General features: G+C 73.3%; 12 protein-coding genes and 1 pseudogene. 11 read left to right on the plus strand and 2 right to left on the minus strand.

All coding sequences use genetic code 11. The features are described from left to right. Positions 1-2: 2 nt before the first annotated feature. The 11 genes from DLJ47_RS22605 (at position 3) to DLJ47_RS37055 (ending at position 14267) form a co-directional block, all read left to right on the plus strand. Positions 3-2768, plus strand: a complete 2766-nt coding sequence (locus DLJ47_RS22605; protein WP_109902490.1) for a S8 family serine peptidase — start codon at positions 3-5, stop codon at positions 2766-2768. 55 nt (positions 2769-2823) lie between these two features. Further along, positions 2824-5706 (plus strand): hypothetical protein, encoded by a 2883-nt coding sequence (locus tag DLJ47_RS22610; RefSeq protein ID WP_109902492.1) that lies wholly within the window; start codon positions 2824-2826, stop codon positions 5704-5706. Positions 5707-5962: 256 nt separating this feature from the next. Further along, the gene (locus DLJ47_RS22615) at positions 5963-6658 is read left to right on the plus strand and encodes an ABC transporter ATP-binding protein (RefSeq protein WP_109902494.1); all 696 of its coding nucleotides are present in this window, start codon (positions 5963-5965) and stop codon (positions 6656-6658) included. A 104-nt stretch (positions 6659-6762) separates the two neighbouring features. Then, positions 6763-6966, plus strand: coding sequence for a hypothetical protein (locus DLJ47_RS22620; RefSeq protein ID WP_146228167.1), 204 nt, complete (start codon positions 6763-6765; stop codon positions 6964-6966). A 96-nt stretch (positions 6967-7062) separates the two neighbouring features. Further along, positions 7063-9873 (plus strand): FtsX-like permease family protein, encoded by a 2811-nt coding sequence (locus DLJ47_RS22625; RefSeq protein WP_146228168.1) that lies wholly within the window; start codon positions 7063-7065, stop codon positions 9871-9873. Positions 9874-9929: 56 nt separating this feature from the next. After that, positions 9930-10502, plus strand: coding sequence for a TlpA family protein disulfide reductase (locus DLJ47_RS22630; protein ID WP_158289873.1), 573 nt, complete (start codon positions 9930-9932; stop codon positions 10500-10502). A gap of 2 nt (positions 10503-10504) precedes the next feature. Next, entirely contained in the window at positions 10505-12391 is a 1887-nt protein-coding gene (locus DLJ47_RS22635; protein WP_233257959.1) for an ABC transporter ATP-binding protein, read from the plus strand. Continuing rightward, positions 12388-12825, plus strand: coding sequence for a S26 family signal peptidase (locus DLJ47_RS22640; RefSeq protein ID WP_109902502.1), 438 nt, complete (start codon positions 12388-12390; stop codon positions 12823-12825). Before DLJ47_RS22635 ends, DLJ47_RS22640 begins: the two co-directional genes overlap by 4 nt. A gap of 51 nt (positions 12826-12876) precedes the next feature. Further along, on the plus strand, positions 12877-13476 hold the full coding sequence (locus tag DLJ47_RS22645) for a MauE/DoxX family redox-associated membrane protein (protein ID WP_109902504.1): 600 nt from the start codon (positions 12877-12879) through the stop codon (positions 13474-13476). 168 nt (positions 13477-13644) lie between these two features. Continuing rightward, positions 13645-14031 carry a hypothetical protein gene (locus tag DLJ47_RS37050; RefSeq protein ID WP_233257960.1) on the plus strand — a complete coding sequence of 129 codons (387 nt, stop codon included), beginning with the start codon at positions 13645-13647 and terminating at the stop codon, positions 14029-14031. Next, positions 14004-14267, plus strand: a complete 264-nt coding sequence (locus DLJ47_RS37055; RefSeq protein WP_233257961.1) for a dihydrofolate reductase family protein — start codon at positions 14004-14006, stop codon at positions 14265-14267. The genes DLJ47_RS37050 and DLJ47_RS37055 overlap by 28 nt, the downstream gene beginning before the upstream one ends. Before the next feature lie 52 nt (positions 14268-14319). Here DLJ47_RS37055 and DLJ47_RS22655 read toward each other — a convergent pair whose 3' ends face one another. After that, positions 14320-15330, minus strand: a complete 1011-nt coding sequence (locus DLJ47_RS22655; RefSeq protein WP_233257962.1) for a GlxA family transcriptional regulator — start codon at positions 15328-15330, stop codon at positions 14320-14322. A gap of 204 nt (positions 15331-15534) precedes the next feature. Further along, positions 15535-15636 (minus strand): annotated as a pseudogene (locus tag DLJ47_RS37060) (IS982 family transposase); the annotation flags it as partial.

Here is a 15636-nt window from a genome sequence, read left to right on the forward strand (position 1 = left end):
CTATGCGCCTTGCCCATCCGAGACGAAGAATCACGACAGTCGTGGTGGCCGCCGTGGCCACGGTGCTCGCCCTCAACGGCGCCGCCACCGCGCTCCCGTCGGCCACTGCGGACCCGGAGACGGCGGCCGCGGCGCAGGCCAAGATCCGCCCACAGTTGCAGGCCCAGCTCGGTGCCGGGCAGGCGCCGGTGGACTTCTGGGTCTACTTCGACGCGAAGGCGGACCTGGCAGCGGCCAGTGCGATCACCGACTGGAACGCGCGCGGCACGGCGGTGGCCAGGGCGCTCAAGCGGGCCGCCGACGAGAGTCAGCGGGCGGTACGCGAGGAACTCACCGCCTCCGGCGTGACGTACCGGAGCTTCTGGGCGACGAACGCGATCAAGGTGACCGGCGGTGCGGACCTCGCCGCGCGGCTGGCCGCCAAGCGCGAGGTCAGCTCGCTGCTGCCGTCGTTCACGGTCAGCCCACCGCCGGTCACCAAGGGCGTCGCCCGGAAGGCGGCCGACGCGGTCGAGTGGGGCGTCGCCGACATCAACGCCGACGACGTGTGGAGCCAGTTCGGCGTACGCGGTGAGGACATCACCGTGGCCTCGATCGACACCGGAGCCCAGTTCGACCACCCGGCCCTGGTGCGGCAGTACCGCGGCAACAAGGGCGACGGCGTGTTCGACCACAACTACAACTGGTTCGACGCGGCCGGCACCTGCGGGGGCGCGCCCTGTGACAGCGACGGGCACGGTACCCACACGCTGGGCACCATGGTCGGCGACGACGGCGCCGGGAACCAGATCGGGGTGGCCCCGGGAGCCCGCTGGATCACGGCCAACGGCTGCTGCCCGGACGACGCCGCGCTGATCAGCTCGGGCCAGTGGCTGCTGGAGCCGACCGACCTGAACGGGCAGCACCCGGACGCCAGCAAGCGCCCGCACATCATCAACAACTCGTGGGGCACCACCACCCCGTCGGACGCCCCGTTCCTGGAGGACATCAGCCTGGCGTGGACCGCGTCCGGCATCTTCGGCGTGTGGGCCAACGGCAACAACGGACCGGGCTGCCGGACGAGTGGCGCCCCGGGCAGCCGGAAGATCAACTACTCGGTCGGCGCGTACGACTCCGGCCACACCATCGCCGGGTTCTCCTCCAAGGGGGCCGGCCAGGACGGCGAGATCAAGCCGAACGTCGCCGCGCCGGGCGTGAACGTCCGGTCGAGCATGCCGGGGAACACGTACGCCAACCTCAACGGCACCTCGATGGCGGCCCCGCACGCGGCGGGCGCCATCGCCCTGGCCTGGTCGGCGGCCACGTCCATGGTGGGCGACATCGCCGGCACCCGGTCCCTGCTGGACGGCACGGCCATCGACAACCCGGACGGTCAGTGTGGCGGCACCGACGACGACAACAACGCCTTCGGTGAGGGCCGACTGGACGCGCTCGCACTGCTGAAGCAGGTACCGCGCGGCCCGACCGGCAGGATCGGCGGCACCGTCAGCGACGCCGGGACCGCCAAGCCGCTGCCCGGCGCCACCGTCACGATCACCGGCCCGGTCAGTCGCGAGGTGGCCACCGACGCCGACGGGGCCTACCAGTCCGGTGCCCTGCCGGTCGGCAGCTACACGATCGGGGTGCGTAAGTACGGCTATGCCCCCGGCATGGCGCAGGCGCAGGTCCGCGAGGGCGAGACCACGACGGCCGACGTCAGGCTGGTCGCCCAGCCGATGAGCACGGTCAGCGGCACCGTCACCGACGGCTCGGGGCACGGCTGGCCGCTGTACGCCAAGCTCGTCATCGACGGCTACCCACTCGGGCCGGTCTTCACCGATCCGGTGACCGGCCGGTACAGCGTCAGGCTGCCCCGGTCCGCGTCGTACACCATGCGGGTCACCGCCCAGTACCCCGGCTACCAGGCCGCCGAGCGGACGTTCGAGTTGGGTGCGGCCGATCTGGTCCAGGACGCGGCGCTGACCGTCGACGAGTCGGCCTGCACCGCTCCGGGCTACCGGTGGAGCGGTGTCAGCGAGGACTTCGACGACTGGGCCGACACCGGTACCCGTAACGGCTGGCAGATCTCGGGCAGGCCGGGCTGGCGGTTCGACAACCCCGGTTCCCGGCCGGTGCCCGACGGCGGCGACGGCAGGTTCGCCGTCGCCGACTCGGCGACCGGCGGCGGGAAGCGGTACGACACCAAGCTGACCTCTCCGGTGATCGACCTCTCCGGCGACGCCGCCCCGCAGCTCACCTTCCACACCTCCTACTACCCGGACGACGACAGCCAGCGGGCCGACGTCGACCTGAGCACCGACGGCGGCCGGACCTGGAAGACCGTGTGGCGGCAGACCAGCGACCACGCGTTGGGGAAGGTCACCCTGCCGCTGCCACAGGCGGCCGGCCGCGAGGACGTCCGGATCCGGTTCCACTACCAGGGCCGCGACGCCTGGTGGTGGGCGGTCGACAACGTGTTCGTGGGCACCCGCGCATGCCGACCGGTCGAGGGCGGGCTGGTCGTCGGCTTCGTCGACGACCGCGACACCGGGGCGCCGGTCTTCGCGACTGTGGCCCGGACCGGACACCCCCGGGAGGCCGGCACGGGCGTCACCACGCCGGTGGATCCGGCCGTCGGCGACGGCCTGTACTGGGTCTTCAGCTCCACGGTCGGCCGCACCGACTTCACCGCGAGCGCGACCGGCTACCAGACCGCCACCGCGACGATCCCGGTCCGCGAGGACGCGGTCGTGACCCAGGACTGGTCCCTGGTGCGGGCCGGCGGCTGACCTGCCGTACCGCGCCGCGTACCGCCATCAGCTCACCTGCCGCAAGGAGACGTTCGTGAACACCTCACCCAGCAACCTCCGCCCGCGGAGGAGACATCGGATACGCCTGCTCGTCGCCGCCACGGCGGCGCTGACCCTGCTCGGGACGGCCGGCGCCGCCGCGCGGCCGGACGAGCCGACCGCTCCGGCGCCGGCCGGAGCCGCCGCGGCAGCCGACGGGCTGCGGACCGTCTCGCTGCCCGGGCTGACCAGGGCGAGCTACCGGGTCACGTTGATCACCGGCGACGAGGTGACGTTGACCCGCGACGGCGGTCGCTACACCGTCACCGCCATCCCGTCGGCGCGGGCCGACGGCACCCGCCCGAGCATCGACGTCGAGGTCCGGACCGGACCGGGCGGGACGGACACCCGCCTGCACGCGCTGCCGAGAGACGTGCAGGCGTTGGTCGCCAGCGGTGTCATCGACCGGAAGATCTTCGACGTGGCCTGGCTCGCCGCCCAGGTGGAGCGCGGTGGGAACACGCCGCTCGGCGTCACCGTCAAGTACGGTGACCGGCTGGACGCGGCGGCGCTGGACAAGCGGGTGTCGGGCCTGCCCGGCGTGACGACGGCCGCGAAGCACCCGGACCACGGCACGGTCGACCTGCGCATCGAACCGCGCCAGGCCGCCGCGTTCTGGGCCGGCTTCAAGGGCGACACCGGGGTCGGCGAGCTGAGCGACTACCTGTTCGACCGGGTCACCCCGAAGCTCAGCGGCGACGCGGTGGCGCTCTGGCCCACCGGGCTCCGCTCGGCGGAGGCCGAGCCGCAGACCGACACCGGGCAGCCGACGTACCGGGTCACCCAGACCTACAAGCGGAAGAACGGTGACGCCTTCTACTGCGGCGTCCGCCTCATGACCATCTGCCCGATGTTCGGCTTCCTGCTCGCGCAGGTCGCCGGAAACGCGGTCGGGTCCGCGTACGAATCCGTCAGCGCGCGTTGCCTGGACAGCGATCCGTGCACCACCTTCGAGGCGACGTTTGAGGTCCCGCCGGGCACCTACCAGGCCAGTGGCCACGCGCTCTTCCGGCTCGACGGCCGTGACCAGCAGCTCAACCTGGAACTGCCGGAGGTCACCGTCACCGGCGACACCACCATCACGCGGGACGCCGACACCGCCCGCCAGTTGACGGTCGGCACCCCCCGGCCGACCGAGACGTTCGTCGCCTCCCGGACCACCTTCCGCACCTTCGGCAACGGCCAGGGCGGCGGCACCCTGAGCTTCACCGGGTACGGCAACTCCAGTTTCTGGGCCATCCCCAGCCCTCCGGTGACGGTCGGCACCTTCCATCTCGGGACCAACTGGGTGCTCGGCAAGCCGATGGTGACCATGGCGGTCACCACCCCCGGGCGGGTCGCCCTGAAGCCCATGCTGCCGACCTACTGGTACCGCGGCCCCGGCTTCGAGGTGGTCCGGTTCAGCGGCCGGCAGACCCACCAACTGGTCGACGGCGGGCTCGGGCGGACCGCGGACTACGACCGGATCTCGGCCAAGGGCAAGATCGTCCTGCTGCGGATCGACGCCGACAAGCCCGCCGGCGGGCAGTGCAACGTCGGACCCGCGCAGCTGATGCGAGCGCGGGCCGCGGGTGCCGTCGCGGTACTCGTCGAAGCGACCTCGACCGGAGGGCCGTGGCCCACCATGACCTGCCCCCTGCCGGTCCCGCCGGACTGGTGGTTCCACCCGCAGGAGGTGGCCGACATACCGTACGCCGCCATCTCGGCGGGCGAGGCCGAGAACCTGCGCGGCCTGCTGCGTCGCGGCCCGGTGAAGATCGACATCGCGGGCTACGACGCGGTCAGCCCGTACGTCTACACCCTGCACACCTACCAGGAGGGGCGGATCCCGGCCTCCCTGCACACCGAGGTCACCGACAAGCAAGTCGCCACGGTGGACACCTCGCTGCACGGCACCCGGGCGCAGCCGGCCAGCCTGGTCTACTCGGCCTTCCGGCCGAACGAGACCGCCGTGGCCGGGGTGCCGTACAGCTACCTCACCGACAGCGTCCGGTTCACCACCTACCGCGGCCCGGTCTCGCCCGACCTGGTGCGGCTCCAGTTCTACGAGCCCTCCGGGGGGCAGCCGGGTGCCCGCACCATCGACGTCGTGGACCGGGCGGGGCCGGACCCCGCACGGTGGACCGCCCGGCCACTGGTGCCCGGCGCGGCCGAGCTGTCCCCGCAGGTCTTCCGTGCCCAGCCCGGCAAGTGGGAGGGTGCCTGGTCCACCGAGATCTGCGCCTTCTGCCGGCAGGGCAACACGTTCTACCCGATCACCAACCTGGTGTCCGGGACAGCGCCGAACCACATCATGGGCTCGTACGTGTTCGAGCCGCAGAACGTGCGCATGTACGCCGACGGCCAGGAACTACCCCAGGCCAGCTCCCTCGTGTGGGGTCCCACGTACGAGCTTCCCGCGGCGGCCCGGCGATACCGGCTGACGGCCGAGAACGGCAGGACCACGACGACGTGGAACTTCACGTCCGCCGCGCCGACCCGGTACGAGCCGCCGAAGGGGTTCACCTGCGCCGAGGGGACGGGCAGCCCCTGCCACGCCGACCCGCTGCTGTTCCTGCGGTACGACACCGGCGCGGACCTCGGCGACGCGGTCACCGCTCCCGGTCGCCACCAACTCCGGGTCAGCGCGTACCACCAGGTGCCGGCCGCGCCGGCGGTGACGAGCCTCGCGCTCTCCATCAGCACCGATGGCGGGGTCACCTGGAAACAGCTCCCGACGACCGCCAAGGGCGGCGGCGACTACACCGCGAGCTACCAGGTCCCCCGGCTGACCGACACCACGGGCACGGTCAGCATCAGGGCCAGCGCGCGGGACGCGGCCGGCAACACCGTCGAGCAGACCGTCCTCGACGCCTTCCGCCTCACCGACCGGCGCTGACGCCACCCCCGGCCTGCCGGGCACGTCACCGACGTGCCCGGCAGGCCGGGGGAGTGCCGCCCGTGGCCGCCGCGCCGGATGACGCAGTGGATTGATGAATTGACGTTCGGTCATGTAGTTTCCTGTTTCGTGCCGAGCAATACGGGGGCTGGGCGATGAGACATCCATTTCGGGGTTCGCGGCGTCCGCCCGCTCCGGCATCCCTGACCTCCGCCAGACCCGGGCCGATCGCCGCCCGGCCGCTGCCCGGTGCCGGATGAGCGCCGACGGCGGCGGCCCGGCGGGGCGGGGCGCGGGGATCCGGGTCACCGGCCTGGTCAAGCGGTTCCGCTCGGGTGACGGAACGATCGTCGGCGCGGACCGGATCAGCCTCGCGGTGCCGGCCGGCGCCACCGTCGCGGTGACCGGCCCGAGCGGTTCGGGCAAGTCCACCCTGCTGCACCTGATCGGCGCCATCGAGCGCGCCGACGAGGGGCGCATCGACGTCGACGACGTGGAGGTGACCGGCCTGTCCGGCCGGCGGCTCGCCCGCTACCGCCGGGGAATCGGCTTCGTCTTCCAACGCTTCCACCTGCTCCCCGCGCTGTCCGCGGTGGACAACGTCCTCGCGCCGCTGCTGCCGTACCGGACCAGCTTCGACAAGGTCGAGCGGGCCCGGAGCCTGCTCGCCGAGGTGGGGCTGGCCGGCCGGGAACGGGCCCAGCCCGCCCAGCTCTCCGGCGGCCAGCAGCAGCGGGTGGCCATCGCGCGGGCCCTGGTCGGCCGGCCTCGGCTGCTGCTGGCCGACGAGCCGACCGGCAACCTGGACTCGGCCACCGGCGAAGAGATCATCAACCTGCTCTGGCGGCTCCGCGACGAGCACGGCATGACCCTGCTCATGGCGACCCACCAGACGTCGCTGGCGGACCGCTGCGACCGGACCGTCCGGATCCACGACGGACGGATCGTCTAGCGCCGGCGAACCGGCGCGGAAACGGGGGTGAGGCGATCGGGAATCGGACGCGACACGGAACCGTCCCATCGACGTCATCGACAGGCCGATCAGAAGGAGTGGAAATGGTACGAATGCTCGAAGCGGCGGCGGACCGGGTGCTCAGGATGTTCGTTCCGGAGGTGACCGCGCAGGCCGCCGCCTGCACCTGCTGGACCGAGTACTGCGGCTGCAGCGGCGGTCTGCGCCGGGTGCGGGACTGCTGCCGGGGCTGCGACAGCATCGGCACGACCTGCGGCTACTGCCGCACCACCTCGACCCGCTGCTGACCCGACCACGATCGCACCGATGACGGGCGTCCGGCCGGCCCGATCCGGCCGGACGACCGCCCTGCCCGAGCGGAGACGACCCCACCCATGTTGCGGATGGTCTGGTCACAGCTGCGGAACACCCCTGGCCGCAGCCTGGCGGTGTTCGCCGCCGTGCTGGTCGCGACCACCGGGTTCACCGTGCTCACCGGCGCCGCCAGCACCTCCCGGCTGGTCGCCCGCGGTTCCGTCGACGGGCAGTTCCGGCCGTCGTACGACATCCTGGTCCATCCGTCGGAGCCGGCCGCGGGCCTGCTCGACCAGACCCGACCCACCGCTGCCTACGGCGGCATCGGCCTGGACCAGTGGCGGCGGATCGAGCGGATCCCCGGCGTCGAGGTGGCCGCCCCGCTGGCGGTCCTCGGGATCGCCGACATCCGTCCCGGCCTGCGGGTGGACGTGACCGACCAGGTCGACCGGTCGGCCGAGCGGCAGGTCGTCGAGATCGCCGCCCGGATCAGCGGCGACCGCGGACTGAGCACGCTGACCGCCGCGCCGACCTACGTGTACGTGTCCCGGCGGCCCCTGGTGCCGCTCGCCGACCAGAGCGGGCGAGTGTACGTCTACGCCGACGGCACCCGGATCAGCCAGTCCACCTCCGCCGCCGAGTGCCCGGGCACGGGTGGCGGCGGCACGCTGGAGGTGCAACCCGACGGCCGACGCCAGCAGGTGTGCCAGACCGCGGCGAGCAGCTTCGACCCCGACGCCCGGCGGACCAGGGTCAGCGACGTGCTGGCGTACCAGTTGCTCGCGGACGGCACCTTCCGGCTGGCCTCCGTGTTCACCAGCGGCCGCCCCGCGTCGGCCGTTCCCGCCACCGCGCGGCTGGAGGTCCGGCTGCCAGCGGTGGTGCCGGTGCTGGTCGCCGGGATCGATCCGGCCGCCGAGGCGCGCCTGGTCGGCCTGGACCGGGCGGTCCGCCAGGGCCGCTACCTGACCGGCACCGATGCCGTCGCCCCGGCCCCTCCGTTCACCCAGCTCTCCCCGCTGCCCACCGCCGGTCCGGCCGGCCGGACGCTGCCGGTGCTGGCCGCCGACGACCTCGCCCTGGACGAACGGATCGACCTCACCGTGTCCCGGCTGACCGGCTCCACCGCCGAGCGGGTGCCCGGCACCGCGACGGAGGCGCTCTGGCCCCTGCTGCGCGACGCGGCGAGGACACCGCCGCAGGCGGTCCAGCACGACCTGGCGCGGCTCTACCGCGCCCGACTCGACGGCGCCCTGGCCGGGCAGGCCCCGCTGTCCGGCATCCTGGCCCTGCTCCGGCCCGGACCGGTGGCCTACACACAGCAGCCCGACGGGGTCGCCCGGGTGCTGCCCCGATCGGGATCGGACGCGACCGACCCGACGATCGAGGACGTGTGGCGAGACTCCTGGCTCGGTGCGGGCGGCGTCGGGACGGCGGATCCGGTGAGTCTGCTCGGGCAGTCGGACTGGTCGGTCACTCCGGTGGGCAGCTTCGCGCCGGACGCGGTCGACGTCAGCGCCGCGCAGCAGGCCCTCGACCTCTACAACCCGGCACCGCCGGTGGGCGCCGACGCGCGCTCGCAGGGCCTGCTCGGCGACCGACCGCTGCTGCCCGGGGACGACCCGCTCGGTTACCCGCCCCGTCCGCCCGGACTGCTGACCAGCCTGACCGCGGCCGGTGAGCTGTACGCGAGCCTCGGGTCGACGTCGGCCGCCGCACCGCTGAGCTCGGTGCGGGTCCGGGTCGCCGGGATCGACCGGTTCGACGAGGTGGCCCGGGAACGGGTCCGGATGGTGGCCGACGAGATCGTCCGGCAGACCGGGCTGACCGTCGAGATCGTGCTGGGCGGCTCGACGGTGCGCACCCCGGTGCTGCTGCCCGCCGGCCAGCTCGGCCGCCCCGACCTCACCCTGTCGGAGGCGCGCACCCGCAAGGGCGTGGCGGCCGAGATCGTCACCGCCGTCGACCGCAAGAACGTCCTGCTGCTCGGGCTGCTGCTGGTGGTCTGCGCGCTGCTGGTCGGTAACGCGGTGTCCACAGCGGTCCGCGCCCGGCGCCGCGAGCTGGCCATCCTGGCCTGCGTCGGCTGGCCCGGCTGGCGACTGAGCCTGCTGATCCTCGCCGAGACCACAGCGCTGGGGCTGACCGCGGGGCTGCTCGGCGCCGCGCTGTCGGGCCCGCTCGCCCGGCTGGCCGACGTACGGGTCTCCGGCACGGTGACCCTGCTGTGCGTGCCGATCGCGGTGCTGCTGACCGCCGCGGCCAGCGCCCTGCCCGCACTGCGGGCCGCCCGTACCCGCTCGGCCGAGGCGCTCCAGGCGAGCGCGGCGCCGGCCCGGCGGGCCGCGGCGCGGACCGTCGCCGGGCTGGCGTCGGCCAACCTGGTCCGGACGCCGGCGCGCACCCTCGCCGGCGCGCTGAGCCTGGCGGCCGGCGTCGGCGCGGTGACCCTGATCGCCGCCGCACTCTGGGCGTTCAACGACGGCATGGTCGGCTCGCTGCTCGGTCAGGCGGTCTCCGTGCAGGTGCGCGGGGTGGATCTGGTGGCGGTCGGCGGCGTGCTGCTGTTCGGCGTGCTGGGCGTGGCCGACGTGCTCTACCTGAACGTGCGGGAACGGTCCGCCGAGTTCGCCACGCTCCGGGCGGTCGGCTGGCCGGATTCCGCGCTTAACCGGTTGCTGATCTACGAGGCGCTCGGCGTCGGGGCGCTCGGCTGCGTCCTCGGGGTCGCCGCCGGCCTGGGCTCGGCCGCCCTGCTGGTCGGCCGGGTGGACGGCCGGCTGGCGGTGCTGGCGCTGGCCGTGACCGGGGCGGCGTTGCTGCTGACCGTGCTCGCCGCACTGGTCCCGGCGATCCTGATCCGGCGGCTGCCGACCGCCGCTCTGCTCACCGATGAATGAGGACCGCTCGACCGGATGACCGGCCGAGGGCCGGATCGACCTACGGGGGAGGAACGATGTCGTACCTGGTGGCCGCGGTGGTCGTGCTGGCGGTGCTGTGCGTGTTCAACCTGCTGCTGTCGTTCGGCGCGATCCGCCGGCTGCGCCAGCACACCGAACTGCTCAACCGGCCCCGGCACGAGCCCGGGGAGCGGGACCTGGTCCGCCCGGTCGGGTCGGCGGTGGGGGAGTTCGTCGCCACGACCGTCGACGGGGACCCGGTGTCCCGGGAGTCGGTCGGCGCCGCGGCCCTGATCGCCTTCTTCTCCGTGCACTGCCCGGCCTGCCGGGAACGCAAGCCGGACTTCCTGGCCGGCGCGCCCGCGTACGCCGCGGCCGGCTGGACAGTGCTGGCCGTGGTCGTCGGCGACCCGGCCGAGTCGGCCGCCCTGGTCACCGAGCTGCGACCCAGCGGCGCGGTGCTGGTGGAGGACGTAGGTGGGCCGGTGGGCGAGGCGTTCTCGCTGACCGGCTACCCGGCGTTCGTCCTGGTGCGGGACAGCCGGATCGTCGCCAGCTCGTTCGATCTCCGCCAACTGCCACCCGCCGAGGCGCCGGCGGGGTCGGTCAGCGGACCGGTGGCCTCCTGACCGTGGCCCGGCTGACTCTCCGCCGTCGCCGCGACGACGCCGACGAAGCTGCGGCCGGAGCGCTGTGGCGCGCCGGTATCGCCGCCGCGGCGCTCGCCGCCCGCTCCTCGCCGCCCGTGCTGGCGACGGTGCTGGTGCTCACCCTGGTCTCCGGCGCCCTGCCGATCGCCATCGCCTGGCTGACCAAGCTGATCCTCGACCGGATCGTGGACCACCGGCCCGGAACGGGGGACCTGGTCGGCCTGGCGCTGGGACTGGCCGCCGCCAGCCTGGTCGTCGGGGTGACCCCGCACCTGCTCAGATACCTGCACACCGAGCTGGGACGGCGGATCGCCCGCACCGCGCAGGACCGGCTGTACCGCGCGGTGAACGGCTTCGCCGGACTGGCCCGGTTCGAGGACCCGCGCTTCCTCGACCGGCTCCAACTCGCCCAGCAGGCCGGCGCGAGCACCCCGGAACACCTGGTCGGCGGCGGGGCCAACCTGCTGCGCGGCGTTGCCGTGGTGGCCGGCTTCCTCGGCTCCGTCCTGACGATCAGCCCGGCCATGGCGGTGGCGGTCACCCTCGGTGCGGTGCCGGTGCTGCTGGCCGAGCTGTGGTTGTCCCGGCGTCGCGCCGAGACCGAACTGCGGGTGAGCCCGTACGACCGGCGCGAGTTCTTCTACCGGAACCTGCTGGCCAGCCTCCAGGCGGCGAAGGAGATCCGGATCTTCGGCATCGGCGACTTCCTCCGGGAGCGGATGCTGACCGAGCGGAGCCGCTCCGATCGGGCCCGGCGGCGGATGGACCGGCGGGAGGCGCAGGTACAAACCGTGCTGGGCCTGCTGAGCGCGGGTATCGCCGGGGCGGGGCTGGTCTGGGTGGTGCAGGCGGCCGGCACCGGCCGGTTGACCGTCGGCGACGTACCGATGTTCGTGGCGGCGCTCGCGGCCGTCCAGGGTGGCCTGGCCGGGCTGGTCGCCGACGTCACCGCCACCCACCACAACCTGCTGCTGTTCACCCACTACCAGGCGGTGGTCCGGGCCGCGCCGGACCTGCCGGTCCCGGACCGGGCGGCCGCGCTGCCGCCGTTGCGCACCGGCATCGAGTTCGACGACGTCTGGTTCCGGTACGGCGACGACCATCCCTGGGTGCTGCGCGGGGTGACCCTGCGGATCCGGTCCGGCGAGGCGCTCGCCCTGGTCGGCGCGAACGGCGCCGGGAAGAGCACGCTGGTCAAGTTGCTCTGCCGGTTCTACGACCCGACCCGGGGGACGATCCGGTGGGACGGCGTGGACCTGCGGGACGTGCCGGTGGCGGAGCTGCGCCGGCGGATCGGGGTGACCTTCCAGGACTACATGCACTACGACCTGACGGGGGCGGAGAACATCGGCCTCGGCGATCTGGACAGCCTGCCCGACCGGGCGCGGATCGAGGCCGCGGCCCGGCTGGCCGGGGTGCACGACGCCCTGAGTGCGCTGCCGCACGGCTACGACACACTGCTCAGCCGGACCTTCATGAGTGGTGCGGAGAACAACACAGTACGGGTGGGCGTGACGCTGTCCGGCGGGCAGTGGCAGCGGCTCGCCCTGGCCCGCGCATTCCTGCGGGACCGGTGCGACCTGTTGATCATGGACGAACCCAGTGCCGGCCTGGACCCGGACGCCGAGGCGGAGATCCACCAGGCGATGCGGGCGCACCGGGCAGGCCGGACCACCCTGCTGATCACCCACCGGCTCGGCGCGGTCCGGGATGCCGACCTGATCGTCGTGCTGCGCGACGGTCGGGTGGCGGAGTCCGGCCGGCACCAGGATCTGCTGGCCGCCGACACCCAGTACGCCCGGATGTTCGTCAGACAGGCCAGCGGCTACCGCGGGCCCGATCCCGCGCTGCACCTGGGGGCGGAGTGATCCTGGCGTGGAGCGGGGCGGCGACGCTGCTGGCCGTCGTGCTGGTCGGCCGGTGGATCCGGCGGCGGTTCCTGGTGGTCACCGTGGAAGGCCGCAGCATGGAACCCGGCCACCGGCACGGCGACCGGGTGCTGGTCGACCGGCTGCGGTCGGCCACCGTCCGGGTCGGCGACGTCGTGGTGATCGATCGGGAAGACGCCCTGGACCGGTCCGACCTACCGATGATCAAACGTGTCGCGGCGTTGCCCGGCGAACTGGTGCCGGTCGACGTCTGCGCCTTCCAGCACTGGCCGATCCAGACCCGGGTGCCCCCAGGGCAACTGGTGCTGCTCGGTGACAATCCGGCCGGCAGCCTCGACTCCCGCCAGCGCGGATTCTTCTCCGCCGACCGGTTGCTGGGGGTGGTCGTTCGACAGCTGCGCCGGAATCAGTGAACCGCCGCGGGCCGGTACCGGCCATGCACTGAAGGAGGACGGAGAGACCTCATGTCGTACGTGTCGGTCGGGTTGCTGGCGACCCTGTGGTGCGTGTTCGCGGCATCGAGCTGGAGCAAGGCGCGCAGCCGGCCGGCCCTGCGCGCGTTCGCCGACTCACTGCGGCCGCTGCCGCTGCTGGCGGCCCGTCTGGTGGATCCGGTGGCCGTCCTGGTCACGATCGCCGAGCTGGTGCTCGTCCTCGGAATTACCTGGTCGGTGCTGGCGATGGCGGCCGGTTGGCCCGCCGCTCGGCCGGGTGGGATTCTCGTGCTCGTCCTGGCCCTGCTGCTGCTGGCAGTGCTCACGACCGGCGTGATCCTGGCGGTGCGCCGCGACATCGGGGCACGCTGCGCCTGTTTCGGGGCCACCCAGCAGCCGCTCAGTTGGCGGCACGTCGTCCGCAACGCACTCCTACTGGCGGTGACCGCGGCTGCCCTGGTGACGGTCGCGGTCGCGCAGACGCATCCGCTCTCGGTGGCCGGTGTGCTGATCAGTGTGGCGGCCGGGTCGGTCGGTGCGCTGATCCTGGTTCGCTTGGACGACCTGGTGGAGCTGTTCCTGCCCACGCCCTCCGCTCCGCTGGCCCGACCGGCCCGCCGCCGACCGTAGCGACCCTTCCCTGCCCAACCTACGGGCCGCGCGACGATTACAGGGACCTCGAATCAATGACCCGCGCCGCACTCTGACCCAAGCTCGACGAGGCGGACCGATGAGTCCGTCGCCGGCGGGCAGTCTCTGCTCCGTCCGATGTCTGCGATACCCGTTACAGGAGGAACCATGAGCACCACCGAGCGGCGCGGCCCGGTGAAGGCCGCCATCACCGTGTCCCTGGACGGCTACATCACCGGTCCCGACGACCGACCGGGCCAGGGCCTCGGCGTCGGCGGCGAGCGGCTCCACTACTGGGTGATGGGCGGCCCGTGGACCTACGAGACGGATCACGAGCCCGGCGCCGGCATGACCGACGCGGACCGGGCCTACTACGACGCGCTGCTGGCGGGCACGAGCGCCGGTCTGTGCGGCCGGGGCATGTACGACAACGCCGGGGCCTGGGCGGCCGGAATCCGTTCGGCGGTACCCTGGTCGTGCTCACCCACCGCACCGCGGACCAGCCCGATCCGGCCACCGGTTTCCTCATGGTCGACGGGTTCGAGGAGGCCCTAGCGGAGGTCCGGCGGGCGGCCGGCGACGGCGCCGTCGCCATCGGCGGGGGCGCTGACGTCATCCGCCAGGCGCTGCGGGCGGGGGAGGTCGACGAACTCGGCATCACCACCGCTCCGGTCGTCCTCGGCGCCGGGAAGCGGCTCTTCGAGGGCTTCGACCGGGACGTCGACCTCAAGATCCTCTCGGTTCACCACTCGCCGTACGCCGTCCACACCCGCTACGCCGTCGTGCGGTGAGCCCGCGGCGACTCCGGTGCCGGGGCTGGCGCCGAATCGCCGTTGTCGAGGGCTACGAGGACGCCCGATCCGCCGATGTCGTGGCGTCCGCGCGGCCCCCGGACGTGGACTGGGTGGCGCGGTAGTGCGACGGCGAGACGCCGTAGGCGCCGACGAACGCCTGGCGCAGGGCCTCGACGGTGCCGAAGCCGCAGCGACCCGCTATCGCCGCCACCGTCAGGTCGGTCCCGGTGAGCAGGTGCGCGGCCGCCTCCACCCGGGCCCGCCGGACGAACCGGCCGGGCGTCACGCCGAGCTGCCGGTGAAAGATCCGGGCGAGATGCCGCTCGCTGACCCCGGCGAGCCGGGCCAGCGTCGCCGCGGAGAGGTCCTCGCACAGGTGCGACGAGATGTACGCGACGGTGTCCCGCACCAGTGCGTGCCGGATCGCGGGCGGTGCCGTGAACATGCTCATCTGCGCCTGGTTGCCGGGCCGCTGGAGGTAGGTCACCAGGTGGCGCGACACCTCCCTGGCCAGCGCCGGACCCTCGTCGGCCTCGATGAACGCCAGCATGAGGTCCAGCGCCGCCGTCACGCCGGCCGAGGTGCACACGTCGCCCTCGGCGATGAAGATGGGATCGCTGTCGAACCGCACCTGCGGAAACCGCGTCTGAAGGTACGCCGCGTGGTGCCAGTGCGTCGCGACCCGCCGTCCGTCGAGCAGGCCGGCCGCGGCCAGCACGCCGGCGCCGGTGCATACCGACGCGACGCGCCGCGCCTCCCGGCCGAGTCGACGGACGTGGGCGACGAGGCGCTCGTCCCGCATCGCGTCCAGGTAGCCGAGGCCGCCGCAGACGATGAGCGTGTCCAACGGTCCACGAGCCCGTTCCAGCGCCATCTCGGCGTGCACCACCAACCCGGTGGCGGTGCGGATCGCGGCGCCGCCGGGGGAGGCCAGCCGGAGCCCGTAGACCGCCCGGCCCCGCAGGTAGTTGGCCATCTGCATGGACGCCGTCACGCAGGCGATGTCGAGCAGTTCGGCCGCGGGATAGCCGACGACCAGGACGCGACGAGTGCTCCCCACGGTGCCACGCTACGGCAGCTCCGCCCGGTGGCGACATGTCCGCAGGACAGCCAGCCCAAGTATTCGGACCAATGCCCGACCGAGCGTCGCCGCGCCGGCGCCCCGCCGCGCAGGGTGGGTCCATGACAACCACCGACCCGGCCACCCCGGCCACCCCGGCCCGCAGCCGATCCCGACGTCTAGACGAGTAGTTCCGAATCCCGGTCAGTGGTCGTAGGCGATCAGTGACCGGGTGACGGGTGCGCCGGTCTTGTTGTTGTGCCAGATGGCGGCAGCCATGGCCAGGAGACGCTGGGCCACCCGCAC

The sequence above is a fragment of the Micromonospora sp. S4605 genome (assembly GCF_003176715.1).
In the GTDB taxonomy this organism is placed as follows: domain Bacteria; phylum Actinomycetota; class Actinomycetes; order Mycobacteriales; family Micromonosporaceae; genus Micromonospora; species Micromonospora echinaurantiaca.